Consider the following 18,382-nt stretch of genomic DNA (forward strand, 5'->3'; position numbering starts at 1 on the left):
GAGTATCTACCTGCTCCTGCGCTGGTGGGAGAAGAGTGCTGTATTCCTCGTCTAGCCAAGAAACGACAGTAGTGACATCCCAAGGCCCAAGTGAAGCCATGTAGTCATCGTACTCATCTTGAATTTCTCGCCAAGACGCGTATGGCTTCCTAGATATCAGGACCCCTTCCTTTCTAGTGAAGATAATGTGTAGTTCATTCATCGAATATCCTGAAACAGCGCAAGTTACTGAGCAAGCCAGATGTCCGCTCCTGGCCGATATCTGCCTTTCGACGCCGACAGTTCTTGACTCGTTGAGGACACTACCGCGCTGAGCGAACGACAGACTGACGTTGAATGTAGCCACACTGCAAGCGTCCACCTTTGTAAGCGCCACTACTCAAAGTTGGCCACGAACTGGATGCTGGATACGTGCGGAGATGTCTCTAGCGCAGTTTTGTAGTCAGGCAGGTCGAAGACGGCTGAGCTGAACATTTCAAAGAACTCTCGACTTTCAGACGTGGGTAGGTTGTAGCCATCTAAGCGAATTATCACGCTTGCGCCTATTGAGTCAGGATAAAGTTCCGCCAGTTTGCCATCGATTGCCACATCAATGCATGTGTAAAGACGGTCTTGCAGACGCCGAAGATTGCCTGAAACGTCATCCCAAGGCCCTTGCTCGACGAGAACCATTTGCCATGGATTTCTAGCTATGAAATCTATAGTAACTTCAGACATAGAACCTTCCTAAAAAAGCAAATTTGGTAGCTCAAGTACAATCGACTGGGCGGTTGGTGAACGACCGCTTTTGGCCGATCTCGGCCGTTCAGATCAGCATAGCATGTTGCCTTAGCGGAAAAGTCACGAACGGTCACGACCGGCCGCAACCGACCCGAAGCGGTCATTAAGCTAACGGCTGCAGCTGCCTAAAAGCTGTCGCTTGCGATCCAAAGAACTTGCATTCATTGTTGGGACCGTAAAATTTTCGATAAAGCACTGTGGTCCCAACCTAGCGTAATGATCGAGGTTTCGCTTTCGGAATTTTGCAGTAGCGACAAGACGCCTCCATTCGAATCAGGAGAGGGAAAGAAGGTTACGCTTTTTAACGGCTTCGCTGACCTCGCAACTTCAACCGGAGGCATATAGACATTTTTCCGTTTAATAAAGGCTGCTACGATGTATGAGTCTAGCATTCTCCAAATTCCAATGCTTAGCGTAGATGATTCACCTTTTATACTGGATTGGTCGACACTTGAAGCCATAATGAAACTAGCATTATTGGTCGAAGGGTAGTGGCTAGGATCAATACTTGACAAAGGCATAAGCTCTGGGTCATTTCTAAAATATACCCATTCCCCGTCGCTGTTTTTACTAAAAACCTCTCCATCGCTAAAAGCGACTTGCCCCATCTTGGATGCATAAATTTCCCCTGCACATGGTCCCTCTAGGGTATTAATTCCTAGAAGGAGTATATTTTTCTGTTGACTAGGGGAGACTTTGAAAAGCAAATCGTCGAAAGATTTTCGTACCTCTAAAATACGTAATCCTGCCGTTCGTTCAGAATTCGTAGCGCAATTCCGAGCATGTTGCGCAGCTTGAGATATATCCGCAGCAAAAACCAGAACCATTGCAGCGAGTGTCGACAATAGAACTTTATGAATAGAGTAATTCATTCTCACGCTCGAATTTTGCTTTTGGAAGTGCGCTTGTGGCCGGTTAAAGACTGTCAGGCCAGCATACCCTGTTGACGAGGTAAAAAATCTTGCGAAGTATCACGGACGTCCGCAACCGACCCAGCACGGATCTTACGTCTGTCTATTCGACTGAACCAGTAAATAGAAGGTATAAGCAAGCGCCCCGAAAACGAAGTAGATGCCAATGTAGCCTGACCACATCATGAACCGTCCTTCCCAACTGCCTTCCTTGCTGAGTTTCGCATAGTAGCTCCACGCATGTCCAGGCTCGTATCGCTTCCGATGTTTGTAGTCGATTATTTGGTTTGGAATACCAAAAATGATCGCAAAAACAACAGTTAGGACTTTTAGTGCAACCATATTTATCTCTCCCGGTCCTGTCCAATCAATAATGTCCGCTTCTGGCCGATCTCGGCCGTTCATTGTACGGCAGCTGCCGACCCAAAGCAGTCTATCAACCGTTCGAAAAGATGAAGTTCACCGCCTGCTCTACCAAGGCTTGGATGGGGTGGTTCAGCTCTTGGTAAAACGACTTCATTACTAAAGAATGAGGCCCGCTTCTTTGACTACAGCGCCTATCTCCTCAGGGTGCGTTTGCACTTCCTGGTAGATCCAGGTGTAGTGATCATGTGACCAGAAATCCAGTACCTCTCTTCCCCTTAGCTCCCCCATTAGACGTTGATCCGCTCTATATTCCAAGTAGCAAACGATCAGGTGCTCATAGTTGCCTTCTTGGTCTCCCGAACCTAGGGGATAGCCAAGCGGTACGTGGGGATAAATTTTTTCGAGACGGGCGATTGCGGCTTTCGCCTCACGAGGGTGAGCAGCAACGAACCAATGCAACTGTTCGTGAACGTATGTAGACAGCAGTAGATCATCGTCCTTCCTATGACGCGTATGAACAGTAAGGATGGGGTGGCTATGAGGAATAGCATCCTCATCGACTATCACTTCTCTCGTAAATGTCCACCTCGCCGTATCGTAAGCGTCAAGAAGACGAACAAGTTGATCTCTTGTCTCTGCTTCGCGTGGACTACCATGTGCCAATCGGATCGAAACATTCCCCGCGCACATTCCACGCTGTCCGATGAGCAGACAGATTATAAAAAGGCAGAACCGGGCGAACTGCTTGTTCGTACAGGCACTCATCTAAACCCCCTGAAGAATAGTAAATGACAGCTCTTGGCCGAACCCGGCCAGCCCAACAAGCATAACATGTTGCCCAGCTGCAAAGTTTACGAACGGTTACGACAGGCCGGAACCGACCCATTGCAGACCTTCGCGGTCGAGGGCGTACAGATGTCAGTCGGTAACGGATAGCTTGATCGGTGTCCCGTCCGGAAGATCGGCAATTTGCTGAGCAATATGGCCGGAAGCTCTGATGAGTTCGTCGAGCGATATCGTCCAAGGTTATCTCCGCCGTACTCACCGCCGAGTACACCGGGAATTTTGAGGCAGTACTTTCGTCCGGGAGCAAGTGCTCCAAGCCGTTGAAAAGCCTGATCCACTAAACCACGCATATACCAGTCACTCAGGAAATCCTGGTCCTTTGACAACCGATCCAGCTCCTCTCGACATCTTGCCACTACTTCACAGCAAAGATCTTCTGGGCATAGACGCCAGTATTGCCCACGTACGTCTTTCAGGATCAGGTTGCCGAAGTCATTGGCATCTATAAGCTCGACTGGCTCAATGCCTACCCATGCCCAAGCGTTTCGAACTTCGTCAAGCGGCTGCATACTGCGTTCCCTTACTCAAGCATTCATGTGTCTGCTTCTGGCCGAATCCGCCTGTCGTTGGCAGCCGGTTACAACCCGAAGCAGACCATGCGACTACCCTCTTTCTACATAAGCGAGCAGTTCCTCGTAGTTACGGAGGACGAGCGCAATGGCCTCGTTCGGATCGTAGCCATGTTCATCGACCGCGTCGTGATAGATGCGGTATAGCGGTCCAGTCGCGCCTTCGGCGGCTCTGATGTAGTAGTAATCTCCACTCCCGCAGAGACACGAACCGACAGGAATGTATCCATCCTTAGCTACCGCAAGCCCCGGCCAAAAATTCGTCGCCTCGTCTATGGATTGTTCCAACGTAAGGAACTTTAGCTCAACACCGAGCCCGGACTGATCGTGCTCCTCCGGCACCTCTACTGTCGCCCCAACGAGTCCATTATCCGAAACGAATCTGACCCAGAAATCTGGAAACATAAGGCCTTTTATCAATGACTGCTTCTGGCCGATTCCAGGCATACGGCTACGTCCGCCTCCTACCCAGAGCTGACGTCCTCGCCTTAGCCCCTTGAGACGACCGATTAACATTAGAGTCTCATCCCTGCTCACAATGCTCTTGAAGATACGTGAGCACTGGCAGGTCAACCTTTACTATTTTAGGTAGATTTTTTACGAATGTACATTTGACATGAGGCACGATGCTTTGGGGAACTAACTTTACTGGCCCATAAAAGTCATCTCCACCGTCTAAAAGGACCCAAACAAATGGTGTGTCTTTAATCTCCGTTGGAACGCCAAGCGCCGAATAAGAGTCACCATCCGGCTTGGCTTCAAGAACAGGAGCATCAATTTTTCGGTCAGCGCGGTGGCTGTACTCGTGATGTTTTAAAGTTTGCCATTTTTTTGCCTGACCGAGTTCTCCATTAGGAATAACATAAAATAGATAGAAGGCTACCATTCCTAAAAAGGCTATGATGCTTGTAAATATAATGGCCATAAATATCTTAGTGGTTTTATCAACTGTCATTTTATATTCGATTGTTTCCTCGAATCATAAGATCAAGGTCCGGTTTTGGCCGATAGCAGCCGAATTGAAGCGTCTACTTCCGACCCGTTGCGGACGTTCCGGCCGCCGCAGGATCAGTCAACGATCTAATTCTTGAGACTGGCCCTGCAGTAGCAGGAATGCAAGAGTTAGTGCGCTTGCCCAAGCTGCCGCAGCACAGCTCCACAAGATCGTCACAAAGGTTGGTTCAAGGCTTGGATAAGTTGGCCCGTAATCAAATAGCCAGGCTCCAACCGCTATCGCAGGCGCACACACTGCCAAGGGCAAAAGCCCTCGACGGTTTCGAAAGCAGACAAGCAGAACGCCGACAAGAGCCATAAGGAAGCCCGCCAGCAACAGAAGATGCCCAGCCGCGTACGCTGGGTTAAGGCCGCCTCTAAGCGCGTCAGGATAGTCGGCTTGGTAACTCTGTGCTTCCGGAGCTAAGAAATTAGGAAAATTCCATTCAGAAAAGCAAGCAAGGCCCAGCAATACAATGCCGCCACATGAGATGGTGCGAAGACAAATCAGGGCCGAACGTGTCAATTTCAAAGCGAACCCCTCAATCGTCGTTATAGACTCGACCAACCTCGACCCAACGGTGTTGCGGTATGCAAGCAAGGTCTGCTGTTGGCCGATTGCAGACCTACGTGTACGTCCGCAACCGACCCATCACAGACCGGGTATGTCGGCGGTAACACTAAGGATGTAAGGTCGCGTGGAACTTTATTTTCGCACCATGATAGTAGTGACTAGCGAGGACGCCTTTGCTAACGGCTTCTACCCTGTTTTTGCCCAGTGCCATCGTCCAAAAATTTGTGGAAATATGCTAGCGAGATAACCATGTACTGAGGCTTTCCCTGCAGTATCCACGACAATTACAACTTCCCAATCATCGGGTTCAAAATAGCCCTCCTTGGCATAGGAAAATCTTTTCTGTCCCATGTCGAATGCGATTGCAGCCCCGACCTCCCCTTTGGGATCGACATACACAGTTGTGGTCTCTCCCGCAGGGATCAAAGCAACTTGTCGCTGGAAGTTAGAGCCGGACACTGTGACATTCTGGAGCGCTTGACCGGAATGATTGGTAATGTAAATCGGGATGTCGTATGAGCATCCATACAACCATACCGCGACAGGAACCGCGATCGCTATGTATCTTTTGAACTTCATTCACAACTCGCCTGTTCGCTTACATTGATGAGTAAGCCAGATACTGGAACTTTCGTTAATAAGCGCTCAAGTAGAGCGCCAGCTATCGACCCGAAGCAGACGTTTCAGTAACCATTTATGGCTTGCTACATACTGTCAGGATACGCACTGAGATCGATTAGTGGTCGGCAATGCGTTTATCGGTCTCGAGCGCAGAGCGACGCAAAATTTTATAACCTAAGTGATTTAGTCAGAAGCTACAAAAGCCGCCCTAACTCTTGGAATGTTTGCTTCGTTATCAAATCTTATATCTAAGAAATAAAGATCCGTTTTACCGTCTTTTAACGAATAATGGATAAGGCCATAGCTCGAATCCTCGAATGAAGGTTTGCCAAGCATTGTATAAACATCTGACTTCGTTTTACCGATAAGCAATTTTTCATCTATCAAATCTCTTGCAAATACGAATCGCTCAGATTCTTTAGCTTCCAACCATTTCCCCTGCTCGAACTTTACTTTGGGCCAAGTCTCGTAACTGTCTCCGCATCCAGATAGCAAGCAAGCTATGGCACACATTCTGATTAATACTCTCATAATACTTCCGTTATTGCTCTCGATTAGGGCCGGTCGTCGAATCAGCCTTATATGTGCGAAACGAAAATTTGAGTGTCTCACGAACGTCTTTAACCGACTCATTGCAGTCATAGCGTTTTGATCATGGCTGACTGCGCTCAGCAAGTAACGCGTCGATCAACGATCTCGTGTACTTGACCTCAGGATCGGTGCTTGCCGGATCGCTCGTATGGCAATATTCACCAGCATCGAATGCCAGATACGGCGTTCGTAATGGTCGGGATCGTCCGGTCGTGATCTGCCCAAAACTCTTCGGAGACGCAGATGGTCCAGAGGGCATTCATTATTGCATCAGCGTCTTCAAAGCCTATTTCTCTTGCCGAGTAGCGCGATGCGACGAGATACGAAACGTCATCTAGCAGCTCGGGGACGGACCGCGTACTCTCCGCAGCAACCTCCTCCACCAGCGTGTACGAGGCGCATCCGTTCTGAGCGGCTTGAAGAAGCCGGAAGTTTGGCGAAGAGTTCGTCATGTATCAAAAAAATAATCAGCTTGAACGTCTGCTTCTGGCCGACTCCTGCCGATCGGCGACAGGCAGGACCCGACCCAGAGCAGACGTATTCTTGCGTCCTTCCACTAAGAGCCAGAAGCTGAGCTTTCGGCTTCACGTATCAGCTGCTCAGCTAAGCCTTCTGGAACTTCAAACGGAGCAACACAGCCTCGAAGGTACGCAATCTTTTCGTGCTGAGTCCATGCTTTCCATGCTGCTTTAGCAGCATCTCGCTGAAGATTTTTCCTCACTACTGGTAGAACGACATTGGACTCAAGCGAAGCTCGCCACTGAAGATGACGTAGCGCATCACCCTTGTTGTCGGCACATCGAAGAAGCGCGTCACCGATTCGCTTGGACAGTGCATGAACGTATGGGCTACTCCAGAGATCTGCGTCGTCAGGATCGGCTTGAAATTTGGCTTCTGCGACGAGTCGCCAAAGTGCTAGCAACTCGTACTCATCCCAGACTTCGAATAGCGGTGCAGTTATTTCGCTCATGGGCAAAGGTCAGTTGATGATGCTGGTTGCAACGTCTGCTCCTGGCCGTTCTCGGCCGGTTGGGCCAGCTTATCATGTTGCCAGAGCGGAAAAGTCACGAACGGTCACGACAGGCAGCTGCCGACCCAAAGCGGCCGTGCTCGCTAACTCATTTTGCGAATGCAGGTGATCCAAGCCCGGCTATTGATTGGTATCGAAAGGCTCTTCGAGGTGTGCGAATTCAGAGAACTCGACGACTAAAGTGCTGCCTCTTTCAAACAAGAGTTCGTGCACAAAGAGGCCGTGTGTTCCGAGCCGAATCTCATGCGTCAGCAGGTCACCATGCGCGGTATGGCTGTAGCGTGGGTCACCAGGCCTAGCAGGTGAGTCAAAAGAATATCGCTCAACTCCCGAGTAAGTGAGATGAATAGTTCGGTCGTGGTACTGCCCAAGAAGGGACAGTTTGACCTCGAGTTTTCTCACCTCATTCCTGCTGCCCGAAGCAAGTTCACGAACGGTGAGCGACTCAAGCCATGCGTCATGAAGCGACGAAGGGGAAGAGAGGTCAAAATGATGCGAATCTGACGCAAAATCGTAAACGTGATCCGGGAGGTCACGCCTAATGGTCTGCAAGTACTCCAGATACCGAGAGTAATCAATTCCCTTTGCCTCGTCGTTAAGAATGTATTGCATCAGTCCTTGATCCTATCGATTTCTACGTCCGCTCTTGGTCTTGGATTCAACTGGTCGACGCAACAAGTTGGCTGAATCGTTCAGCGGGTGTTTGGTATTCTAAAGTCTTCCTTGGCCGCTCATTCAGTTTGCGGGCAACTTCATTGAGTTGAGCCTGCGAGTATGCTGAGACATCGACGCCTTTGGGGAAGTACTGACGCAATAGTCCATTGGTGTTTTCATTACTGCCGCGTTGCCACGGGCTGTGCGGATCACAGAAGTAGACATCGATGTCGGTAGCAAGCGTAAAGCGCTTATGGTCAGCCAGCTCTTTACCCCTGTCCCAAGTGAGTGATTGATAAAGTTCCTGGGGCAATTCGCGCGCGTTATCGATCAATGCGTCGATGACTGTTTCGGTATCTTTGCTGGCGACTTTTACCAACATGACATAACGGGTCTGACGCTCAACCAAAGTGGCGATCTGGCTGTTACGGTCCCCAAACAACAAGTCGCCCTCCCAATGGCCAGGTACCGCTCGATCTTCGACCATGGCAGGGCGTTCGCTGATCGATACGGTATCTTTGATCCTGCCGTGGTTGTCGGTTTTTTGTGTGTGATGACGCGACCGGCGCATGATCCGAGGTCGCCGAAGATGCGCTAACAGCTCTTTTTTCAGCGCACCACGTGCCTGAATGAAGAGGCTACGATAAATCGTTTCGTGCGACACCTGAAAGTCCTCGTCTCCTGGAAACGTATGCTTGAGCCACCCAGCAATTTGCTCTGGTGCCCACTGTAGTTGAAGTTTGGTGGCCACCATTTCTGCCAGCACAGGATTGTCCACCAGCTTACATGTCTTGGGACGTTGGGCACGCTTCCAGGCAGCATCGTCGGCACAGTTTGCTCGATAGCTCGTCTGGCCGCCATTCCGGCTGATCTCGCGGCTAATTGTAGAAGGTGCTCGTCCGAGAAGTTGGGCGATTCGCCGGATCGGATGACCAGCAGCTAACGAACGCGATATCTCTTCCCGCTCTGCCAGCGACAAGGCCAACCTTGACCGCTGCCTTTGCGCAGGGCGAATGCCGCCAGACTCCGCAAGAATTCGCTGTATCGATGAGTGATTTCGATCGAACAGCGCGGCAATTTGATGCAGCGATTCGCCCTTCTTCCAACGCTCCCACATGAGCGCCTTCTGGGTTTCTGTATAGTAGATCCTAGGTCTCTGCTTCATCCGCAACACTCCTTCTGCTCATGCAGAGTTTAGTGTGTTGCATTGACCAGTTGAATCCAAGGCCGAACCCGGCCGTTCGTAAGGCTGAGTGTACAGCCGCGTTGCCAGCCGGGCAACAGCATGGTGTGTCAGCTCCTGGGCTGCCGAGCTAGGTCAAGCCTGTGCGGTGCAAAGTCAGTTTGAGCAGGACGATGTCTTTCGCGCGCGAAAGTCGCCTCTTCAAGGGGATTGATGCGTCTGCATCACAGAACAGCAGTAGAACGGCTGCAGAGCCAACTCGATGTTTACTACAGCGCCTTAGAACGCGTAGCCAAACGCGCAATCAAGATTGAGGTCATTGTTCGCCGGCGAAATCAGGTCCGGATAGCAGGGGAAATCTGAACGTGAAACGCTCAAACTGTTCGGCAAAACTACTCAACATAACGCGGGCTATGTCGAGTATAGGCAGTGCCGGGCGCACCGGTGGTTCGCTGGAAATCCGTTCCCTGAAACGTTTCACGCCTGCGCTCAAGATATCTCTACAGATTCTTAATTAATATGTGCTAAGCAATTGTCGTCATATAGTTATTTCGAAGATGAACATGTTGATGTTATAACTGATCGCCTAAAGCCCTTGCTGGTCGGTCCCATTGGACTAGGTCTCCTGCGTGAAAAGGACTCTGCATAAATGCTTCGACCGCGCGCTCTGAACAAAGATGTTTAAAGGCCCGGTTTGCATAACCATGCTGCGCTGCTAACGCACTTGCAGGGCAGCACCAGTTCATAGTCTCGATAATTTGTTCATGCCGGTGTTGCAATGTCTGTACAACATCACGCAAGCTTGCAGTGGACCTTAGCTTTAATCGGTGCGGCTTCCATATTGGTTCCAGATGCGCAACGGCGTTGCGTAGGTTTTGGATCATGACAAGCGTGTCTATCAATTTTGACACGTTTTCTTGGTAGCTCCAGTGTGAGACCTTAGAGTGGGGATGGTAGGCGAAGGTAGCAACCAAAATGTGGGCGCGGTCTTTTTTCGCTAAACCGCGCAAAAAACTTGGCCAGAATCCAAACGATAAAGAAGCAATAACACCGTCAGGCGAGAGGCCTGGACTTTTTTCCAAAATTTCATCGATCTGCTTCGCGCCTTTTGACGTTGTCTTCAGGCAGCCGGCCACTTGCTGATCATACCAAGGGGAGGAGACGCTTCTACCTTGCGAACTGTACCGTGAAGCTGCCATGTGAACCGAGTTCCTGAGCACAACTTCATACATGCTCAAGCAAGGCCAGAGTGCGTTCGAAACTGCTTGTCCCCAAAGGTAGGCTCCTAGCACTTGTTCGTCTGATACACAGTTAAAAAACGATCTGTACGGAGCGCTGCGTGGGCTACCGATGGTTGCAAGTACTGTGGTTACATCAGCCTGATGTGTATTTTTATTGATCATTCTGTGGTAGATGCGCTATACTTCTTCCCGTAGCCCAGTGTGATCCCACTCCCGCTCCTTTTGCGAGGAACCTAAGCCGGTGATGCCACATTGGCAATAGAGTCTTAAAAGCCACCCACGAGGTGGCTTTTGGCTTTTTAAGCCTTGATTAAACGTAATTTTACAGTTTAGAATTAAAGTTATCCACAGTCTGACGCAGTTTTTTCACTGAAGTGACAGCTTTGGCACTTTTATGACTACCCCCACGTTTAGCGATATTCTTGGCTCAGATGTAGGACGCTATCGGTCACTCTTGTCAGACCGTTTACGTCTAGAAAGAAAGCATCGTGGCCTTACGCAAGAGCAGTTCGCAGGCTTACTTCAGGTATCAAGTCGGACATACAAACGGTTCGAGCTTGGGACGTGTGACTCACTAGAACTATTCTTAAGTATTGTCATAGCAATCGGAAAGACATCAGCATTGGACCTTGTCTTCCCAAATCCGCCTACAGTAGCAAAACCAAGAACCCCGGCGGGTGCGATGGCAAAGTTGAACGAAAAGCGGGCTCTGGAAATGAGAAAGTCAGAAAGAAAGCAAAAAGCCCAAGATGGTTGATTATAGTAGAGCTGCTTTGTCCCTTGCTTGACGATCAGCCTCGCCCCGCACCCTGGACGGCAGCACTGGCACTCTAGGCCGGCTGCGAGGGGATTGGTCGGCGCCAGCAGCCGATCGCCCTGGCGCCCGAACGGCACTTTCAACCCTTTGTCGGGCTTGTCGGTCGTGGCCATTTTAGACGCGGTACCCGGGCATCACACCGCCTTCTTGCGGCGCGCACCCGCCTCGCCGCCCTGTTTGCCGTAGTACTGCTCTGCGGCCTCGGCGATCCGCTTTTCCTTCGCCTTGACGTAGATGGATGTTGTCGCCGCGCTGGCATGGCCGAGTACGTCCTGCACGACGACGATCGGCATGTCATCTTCGACGGCCAGCGTGCCGAACGTATGCCGGAAGGCGTGCGGAGAAGTGTGCTCGAGCTGGACTAGGTCCTCCGGCGTCAGCAGCGGCGCCTCTTGCGACGTGTACTCAACCACGTGCGCCTGCACGCGGCCCAGGGCGCCGGCGATCACGTCATACAGCGAATTTGCGCGATAGCCGTTGGCACCGTTATCCCGGTGCCGTGCCCGGGCCGCAGGCGTGCCCGGTACCACAAGAGGCGCCAGCAGCGGCATGTCCGCTGGCGAGCCGTCGAAGTCGAGTCCGCGATCGCGCCAGTGCGCGCGCAGCGCATCGATGGTGCGCCTGCTGACCGGCACCTTGCGGATCTTGCTGCGCTTGCCGAGCACCGTGAGCATCCACACGCCGCTGGCGTGCTGGCTCGCTCTGAGCTTGTTCTGATGCGCGCTGGCCACCTCGGCGCGGCGCAGGCCCGAGTCCCCCATCAGCAGGATCGCCGCCAGCGCCACCCGGTCCTGCTGGTTGTCGAATGCCGCCGCGCGCAGAGTCAACACCTCGACGACCGTATCCCAGGCATTTCTGCTGAGCGCGCGGTCGACCTGCATGTGCTCGGCCTGCACGATCACCACGGGGTCCTTCACGGCGGTCCACGGATTGCCAGCCAGGTAGCGCACCTTGACCAGCCAGTCGAACATACCGCGCAGGATGAGCACGGCCTGCTTCTGCGATCCCGTGCTCATCGGCTCCTCGGCGAACGGCCGCCACCGCTTGCTGGTCTTGACGGTGCGTGGGCCGCGGAAATCCGGCGTCGGCGCCACCAGGAACTGCTTGTAGCGCTCGCAGTCGTCGACCAGCAGCGACGACATCGGCTTGCATGCCACCAGTGCACACCACAGGATGAATCGCTCCAGCTCCTTTCGGTAGGCCCGTTCCGTGTGGGCCTGGCCCTTGTAGCGCACCAGGTAGGCGTTGATCGCCTCGAGGTCGTTCCGGGCGGCGATGAAGCAGAACGCCGGCGAGCGGTTCGCGCCCTGCAGCCCGGACAGCCATACCGGCAGCTGGAAGGTGCCGAGGGGCGCCAGCGCGGCGCGGCGCGTCGGATCCAGTACCGGCAGCAGGTCGAAATCCTCCGCCGGCCCGGCGTGGGCGCCGTCCAGGTCGATATCCCCCAGCTGGTCCGGCCACTGGCGCAGCCAGCGCAGAATCGCGCCCGCCCGGCCGGCACCCACCCTCGGCACCGAGCGCCACCATCCGGGCCCGCGCCGCTTGATCAGGTCTACCAGCTCGCCGATCGTCAGCACATCCTCTTCCTTCAGCACGCGGGCGGTCTTCGGCCGGAACCATTGTGCAACCGGCTGCGCTCGGCTTGGCGCCGGGCGCGGCATGTCGGCCGCCTTGATCAGGATGTTGAGCGCCTTGTCGGTGATGGCGCCCCCCTGGCGTGCACCCTTCAGGATCTCGGCAAAGGCGGGATTGTGCTCGATCGAGCGCTCTATCAGCGCGTTGCGCATGTCTATAAGCCAGCGTTCCAGGCCTTGCTCGACCTGCGGGCTGTCTTCGCTATAGTACAGGTCGGCGATGCGCTGGATTGGGATTTTAAGCACGTAGGCGCGCAGCGCCGTGTAGTCGGTGCGGTTATAGGCCAGTTCGGGCAGCGCGACGTCGGTATGCTGGGCCATCCTTACGCTCCCCGTTCCCGTGTGGCGGGCGCGCGTTCCTGCTCCTCGGGAAGGTTGGTCACGAACGACGTCACCACCAGGCGCAGCACCAGCCACCAGGCGTAGACGCCATGCACACTGTTGCACAGCGCGCTGTCGGCCATGCCGTGCGCGACGGCGTTGCGCAGGTTCGGCCCCTCCTGTTCGCACATGAGTGAGCGGACGGTGAACGTCAGGTCTTCGCCAAACACTTCGGTCATTTGCGGCCGCTCGACCAGGTTCGACAAGCCGATCTCCATATCCAGCCCGTTCGCGTCGTGCGTCGTCGTCTGAGCGCCGGCGTCCTGCAGCGCAACCCGAACCATGTGTTCGAACTGCGGCACCAGGATGTGGATCGACTGCACGTAGTCCCCGCAGTACCCGGCGTACAGACCCTTGGCGACGACGTCGGCGCGGTCGCGCGGTACGATGCCGGCGTTCCCGGCCAGGTGCTCGAAGTCGAGCGGGGTCAAATAGCACTCCAGCTGCATTGCCTCGAGTGCGGGGCGGATCATCCCATACGCTGTCATGGCCACCATGTCGCAGCAGCCCCTGATGGCCCGCGATTCGACCTGCGCGGCTTCCGCCTCCAGGCCGCTGTCGGCGCCGGCGCGGCGCGCGACGGCACGGCCGTCGCCGGCGAAGGTGACCCCGCCGAACAACCGGCCGACGAAGCTTTGCGCCAGCAGCGCTTGGGCGTCCTGAACCAGTTCGTCGCGTCGCGGGAACGGCTGCAGCGTGCAGAATGCAAGCAACGCCTTCAACAGCGTCTTTCCTTGCACGCGCCGCACGGCTTCGCGCACGGCGTCGGTGAGGTTGATCCGCGGTCCCTGCGCGACACGCATTTCGCCCAGCGCGAGGCGTCCGGCTGCCGCCAGCTTCGCGCGCAGATCGGCGATGATGTCCTCGACCCCGTGCGCAGCGCGGTGCGGACCCGGCACGTCGCGATAGGCTTTGATGGCACGGGTAAGAAATTCTTGACGGGCGATCGCCGATGGGCTTGCGTCCGCCTGCGCCGCGAGGCTGGCGCCGATCAGGGCCTGCATCTCGGTCTGTTTCTCGGATAGGCGGGCCCGTTCGTACCATTTGCCAGCCTCGTCTAAAAAGCCTTCGGCATCCGCGCTGCAGCCGGCGGCGAGGCGTTCGCGCCCCACGCGTTCCAGCTCGCCCGCGATCCTGGGCGCTTGGGCCACGGCGCGCTTTTCCACATACAGGGGGCGCACGTAAAACAGCGGCTCGAAGGTGCCTGCCCCGGACGCCCGGTCGAACGCGGCAAGCAGCACCGCCTCGATGTCCGCGGTCCGGTCTCCGGCGCCGCCGCCGATCGACGCCGCCAGCTGCAGGGCGCGGTGCAGGACCGCCCGGCCGCTCAGGTGCCAGGTATCGAAATCGATGGCATGTATGCGGTAGCCGTCGATGGCAGCATGGGCAAACTCGACCCCCTTGCGCCGGTCCTTGAGCCACACCAGATCGGCCAGCCGGGCGCGCAGCAGCGGATTGGACACGACGTCGACCAGTTGCACGAGCAGGTCGACCTGCGCCGTGCTCAGGTCTTCGGGAAGCATGGTGCGGGTGCCATCGGCCCAGCGCGCGAGCGGCTGGAACGGCGCCGCGCGGGTGTCCGGCTCCAGCATCATCGACGCGATGGCCGCCATGAAGCCTAGGGCGCGGGCGCGTAGCGCCTCGCCAGCGGCGTCCGCGTCGCGGGCGGCCCGGGACAGCAGGCTGTACATTTCACCAGCATCGTGCGTCGACGCCGCGCCCAGCAGATCATTGAGGCCGGCTGCCAGGATGTCGGCTACAGTGAGTTCGAGTGGCTGTGCCGGCGGCGGCGTATCGGGCATGGGGGATGGCCGGAGACGGATATCTCGGCTCCAAGTTAATGGCTGAAAGTACCATCCTAACCCTGTTTCACGGCCAAAACAAGCATAAACGCAACGATGATAATACGCGTTATCATCGAAGATATCGAAGGTTGAAAGTGCAAAAGTTATATTGAATCCGAGCCAAGCCAACATCAAACTAGCCGATACACGCATAGCCCGGCGATGAGTACGCTTGCCCCAATGAGCAGCGTCCTGGCCAGGTTGTCCATGATTAGTCGCTTCCACATCCATGTGACTGGACGTCTGTAGGCGTCGTTTAGCGCTAGAGATACCGCGCGAAACTCCCGCTGGAAAAATCGGCGGTCAGCGCTTAGCATCTTAGCTTCGTTTGTAGAACGTCTGAGGTACGTCACTAGATTATGCTCAGTGATCGACTGTTTCCATGCTGTCACTTCCACCAAGTTGTCCGCCTTCATCGGTTGAGACGACCCGGCGCTCATGCTCGCATCGTCGAAATCGAATTTGATGCCAAATTGCTCATAGAACCGGTTTCGCCTGAGTCGGTTGTCGTTACCGGCATCACCAGCCAACAAGCGGATTTCGCGGACGTCAGTCCCAGGCCATTGTTTTGCCCAGCTGACGACTAAGTTCATCAGGTAGGTGCCAAGGTGTGCTCCTCGCAGCCTCACAGGTTCGACCAGGACGTATCCACCCGTGTCGAGAGAGCCCGACGTGAGAGATAGCAGGTTCCATATCGCTTCGTAGCTTGCAGAAAAGTCACCACTCGGCGCGTCGCGCTGATCGGCACCACCGCTCAGATCCCAATAAAAAATGTTGAGTTTGGCGCGCTGTACCGTTCCCGTATTCAGATCTCGCTCCACTGCCTGGACTTTCTCGACCAATACCCAGTCGACTACTGGCTCGGCCGTGCCGGTTTGCTGGCGACGGACTTCGAGTACATAAATTTCGGGTGGCTGCTGCGTTAGGCCAAAGCCTTGGGATCGTAGTCTTGATGTCGGAGTCGAAAGCATTGGTGAACGTTCCCTTGCAAAACATGGTGGCCAAGTCGCGCGATATATCAAATGCTAGACCGTACGTAAACGGCAACACTGAGCAACACGTGACTTTTGGTGACGCGTCACGCTTAATGTGCGCCCCGCTTGCATGATTACAGCAGTAATCACGTATCAAACGACTGCAGCCTTGGCCTTGGTCTCCTGCTTGATTTGAGCTCGAAAGTGAACTTTTTAGTGTTTGGAGTGAACTTGCGAGATAGACCGGTCGCACTCAAGGCCTGCACATCGTAACACCCACAGCCCGGGAACAGACTCAGTCGTTTACGATCATCGTTCTGGATACATTTGTTTAAATTAGAGGTGGTTTTTTAGTCGTAGGCTTACCGGAGGGGAGTTACATGAAGCTTAAAGGTTTGTTAGTTGCATTTCGTATGGGTAAATGTAGATAATTCAAACTGCTTAAGCACTTCAAAAGGAGCATCGCAACCTACTTCAGATCGTCTGCTTTGCAATAACATGGAAAAACGGGTATAAAATGTTTTTCTACTATCGGTGGGGGATGTATGCCAGATGTGGTATCCAAGGGCGAGTCTGCAGTTCAAGACGCAATTGTCGTAGCACTTGCAGAGTATTGTTATTCAGAGCGCTTGCGATTCAGACATACGCTGCCGTATGCAAATCAACAGGGATTTGAGCCAAATAAGATATGCGCGGACATGGTGGCAATTCTCGCCAATTCGGTTTTACTGGTCTTCGAAATAAAAGCGGCACTCAAATTCCCGCCGAACGCAGCTTTAGCCTCGTTTAAAAAAGACCAGCGTGAAGAATATCTATTTCTTGAAGAAGAATTGAACGTGCCAGTCCACTACGCGTTTAACACTGTTCAGACACTCGCGCATGCATTGCCCGGGCCATTTAGCGCAATGATGTGTGCACAAACACTTACCGAAATAGGCCTTGCTCTACCTTCTTTATTGACTGACGCTGGCAAAGTCAAACAAATCTCATACACTCTTTTTGAATACTTGCGTAAGTCGTTGCAGTTGCGAAACCAATCTGGTGTAACCACACCGACCGCACCAAATATGATAGAGAGGTTAGCGCTGATAATGAATACTTCGCTAACAAATTCGATCATGGTCTTAGCCATTGCTCCAGACTCCAGCATCCTTTCGCTCGATGCGACAGCACTGTCAGATCTCAAAAACGATCTGGACAATATCAGCGAAAATATCGATAAAAACAAGTATCCAGTCCTCGCGGAATATATATCTGCAGTAAAAAGGGTAAACAAGTTGAAGGCGGAGGCTAAAGCGAGGGCAGAGGCTAAAGCGATCGAAAATGCGGAAGCGGTTAAAAGAAAGCGATTAATTGACGAGTTAATAGATACCGAGTCTGAAAAATCGAGAGCAAGCGAGCCAAATGATTCAGTCTCAAAAAAATTGTCTAAACGTCGGGGAGAGCACGAAAGTTTTAAAAAGTTAGGATCAACTGCGCTCGCTGAGAAGGATTCTCAAAGTGCTACGCCAAAAAAGAAAAACTGAGATAAAGTAGCTGATGCTATGAATCCACACGAACAGGTGACGACTTCTCTTGACCAGATCGTTGCACTTGGATTCAGACGAGCTGGCCAATGGGCAAGCGGAGGGGGCATTCTTCAGCTGCACGTGTTACAACCGTACGTCGAGGCCTCCGAGCTGCTGTACGCTTTCGCGGTGAACGACGTCATCACGTACAGTGGCAAGACCAGCCAAGGCCTGGCCAGGCGCATGCAAGGATATCGAACGCCGGCAGCGGCCGCCGAACGTGGTGGATCGACGAACATCCGCAATAACCGGCTCATCAAGGAAGCATTGCTAGAGGGCGCCGCTGTCGAAGTCTACGTTATAGCCCCACCGGCCGGGCAGCACCACGGCGGCTTCCGTATCAACCTCGCGGCCGGCTTGGAAGACAGCTTGATTCGTGAACTGGCGCCGCCGTGGAACGCCGCACGTCTTGCTGATAGAGCGGCGTCAACCCGGTCGGCACAGTTTGCTCGATAGCTCGTCTGGCCGCCATTCCGGCTGATCTCGCGGCTAATTGTAGAAGGTGCTCGTCCGAGAAGTTGGGCGATTCGCCGGATCGGATGACCAGCAGCTAACGAACGCGATATCTCTTCCCGCTCTGCCAGCGACAAGGCCAACCTTGACCGCTGCCTTTGCGCGGGGCGAATGCCGCCAGACTCGGCAAGAATTCGCTGTATCGATGAGTGATTTCGATCGAACAGCGCGGCAATTTGATGCAGCGATTCGCCCGTCTTCCAACGCTCCCACATGAGCGCCTTCTGCGTTTCTGTATAGTAGATCCTAGGTCTCTGCTTCATGCGCAACACTCCTTCTGCTCATGCAGAGT

The 18,382-nt window shown here is 53.8% G+C and carries 16 protein-coding genes and 1 pseudogene; 3 read left to right on the forward strand and 14 right to left on the reverse strand.

What is annotated here, in order from left to right:
* Window positions 1–375: 375 nt before the first annotated feature.
* From FA90_RS24450 to FA90_RS26020, 10 genes are all read right to left on the reverse strand, one after another.
* Window positions 376–717: a DUF6572 domain-containing protein gene (locus FA90_RS24450; RefSeq protein WP_156116924.1), complete on the reverse strand. Its 342-nt coding sequence runs from the start codon at window positions 715–717 to the stop codon at window positions 376–378.
* 224 nt (window positions 718–941) lie between these two features.
* A complete protein-coding gene (locus FA90_RS26765; protein WP_156116925.1) occupies window positions 942–1,652 on the reverse strand; it encodes a hypothetical protein in 711 nt (236 codons plus the stop codon).
* Window positions 1,653–2,908: 1,256 nt separating this feature from the next.
* On the reverse strand, window positions 2,909–3,412 hold the full coding sequence (locus FA90_RS27615) for a T6SS immunity protein Tdi1 domain-containing protein (RefSeq protein ID WP_307172527.1): 504 nt from the start codon (window positions 3,410–3,412) through the stop codon (window positions 2,909–2,911).
* Between the two features lie 93 nt (window positions 3,413–3,505).
* Window positions 3,506–3,919 (reverse strand): hypothetical protein, encoded by a 414-nt coding sequence (locus FA90_RS26010; RefSeq protein ID WP_197065394.1) that lies wholly within the window; start codon window positions 3,917–3,919, stop codon window positions 3,506–3,508.
* A gap of 76 nt (window positions 3,920–3,995) precedes the next feature.
* Window positions 3,996–4,427, reverse strand: a complete 432-nt coding sequence (locus FA90_RS26770) for a hypothetical protein (protein WP_156116926.1) — start codon at window positions 4,425–4,427, stop codon at window positions 3,996–3,998.
* Window positions 4,428–5,225: 798 nt separating this feature from the next.
* A complete protein-coding gene (locus FA90_RS26775; RefSeq protein WP_156116927.1) occupies window positions 5,226–5,618 on the reverse strand; it encodes a hypothetical protein in 393 nt (130 codons plus the stop codon).
* A gap of 225 nt (window positions 5,619–5,843) precedes the next feature.
* Window positions 5,844–6,089, reverse strand: coding sequence for a hypothetical protein (locus tag FA90_RS26780; protein ID WP_239701110.1), 246 nt, complete (start codon window positions 6,087–6,089; stop codon window positions 5,844–5,846).
* A 1,312-nt stretch (window positions 6,090–7,401) separates the two neighbouring features.
* Window positions 7,402–7,893: a hypothetical protein gene (locus FA90_RS26790; protein ID WP_156116930.1), complete on the reverse strand. Its 492-nt coding sequence runs from the start codon at window positions 7,891–7,893 to the stop codon at window positions 7,402–7,404.
* A gap of 46 nt (window positions 7,894–7,939) precedes the next feature.
* Window positions 7,940–9,100, reverse strand: a complete 1,161-nt coding sequence (locus FA90_RS26015) for an IS30 family transposase (RefSeq protein ID WP_081934173.1) — start codon at window positions 9,098–9,100, stop codon at window positions 7,940–7,942.
* A gap of 590 nt (window positions 9,101–9,690) precedes the next feature.
* Window positions 9,691–10,317 (reverse strand): hypothetical protein, encoded by a 627-nt coding sequence (locus FA90_RS26020; RefSeq protein ID WP_373994645.1) that lies wholly within the window; start codon window positions 10,315–10,317, stop codon window positions 9,691–9,693.
* A 436-nt stretch (window positions 10,318–10,753) separates the two neighbouring features.
* Here FA90_RS26020 and FA90_RS27775 point away from each other — a divergent pair, with 436 nt between their 5' ends.
* A complete protein-coding gene (locus FA90_RS27775; RefSeq protein WP_081934156.1) occupies window positions 10,754–11,116 on the forward strand; it encodes a helix-turn-helix transcriptional regulator in 363 nt (120 codons plus the stop codon).
* 194 nt (window positions 11,117–11,310) lie between these two features.
* Here FA90_RS27775 and FA90_RS24475 read toward each other — a convergent pair whose 3' ends face one another.
* The 3 genes from FA90_RS24475 to FA90_RS26795 form a co-directional block, all read right to left on the reverse strand.
* A complete protein-coding gene (locus FA90_RS24475) occupies window positions 11,311–13,131 on the reverse strand; it encodes a phage integrase family protein (protein ID WP_036177454.1) in 1,821 nt (606 codons plus the stop codon).
* 2 nt (window positions 13,132–13,133) lie between these two features.
* The gene (locus tag FA90_RS24480) at window positions 13,134–14,993 is read right to left on the reverse strand and encodes a DUF4209 domain-containing protein (RefSeq protein ID WP_036177456.1); all 1,860 of its coding nucleotides are present in this window, start codon (window positions 14,991–14,993) and stop codon (window positions 13,134–13,136) included.
* A 173-nt stretch (window positions 14,994–15,166) separates the two neighbouring features.
* Complete coding sequence (locus FA90_RS26795; RefSeq protein WP_051972266.1) at window positions 15,167–16,006, reverse strand: hypothetical protein; 840 nt, start codon at window positions 16,004–16,006, stop codon at window positions 15,167–15,169.
* 548 nt (window positions 16,007–16,554) lie between these two features.
* Between FA90_RS26795 and FA90_RS26800 the strand changes: the two genes are divergently transcribed.
* Together FA90_RS26800 and FA90_RS27045 are read left to right on the forward strand one after the other, a co-directional pair.
* Window positions 16,555–17,535: a hypothetical protein gene (locus FA90_RS26800; RefSeq protein ID WP_156116931.1), complete on the forward strand. Its 981-nt coding sequence runs from the start codon at window positions 16,555–16,557 to the stop codon at window positions 17,533–17,535.
* Window positions 17,536–17,553: 18 nt separating this feature from the next.
* Complete coding sequence (locus FA90_RS27045; RefSeq protein ID WP_197065399.1) at window positions 17,554–18,033, forward strand: GIY-YIG nuclease family protein; 480 nt, start codon at window positions 17,554–17,556, stop codon at window positions 18,031–18,033.
* Here the strand turns inward: FA90_RS27045 and FA90_RS26030 are convergent.
* Window positions 18,012–18,353: pseudogene (locus tag FA90_RS26030) on the reverse strand (helix-turn-helix domain-containing protein); the annotation flags it as partial. The gene FA90_RS27045 and the pseudogene FA90_RS26030 overlap by 22 nt on opposite strands.
* Between the last annotated feature and the right edge of the window lie 29 nt (window positions 18,354–18,382).

The organism is Massilia sp. 9096 (assembly GCF_000745265.1).
Taxonomy (GTDB): Bacteria; Pseudomonadota; Gammaproteobacteria; order Burkholderiales; family Burkholderiaceae_D; genus Telluria.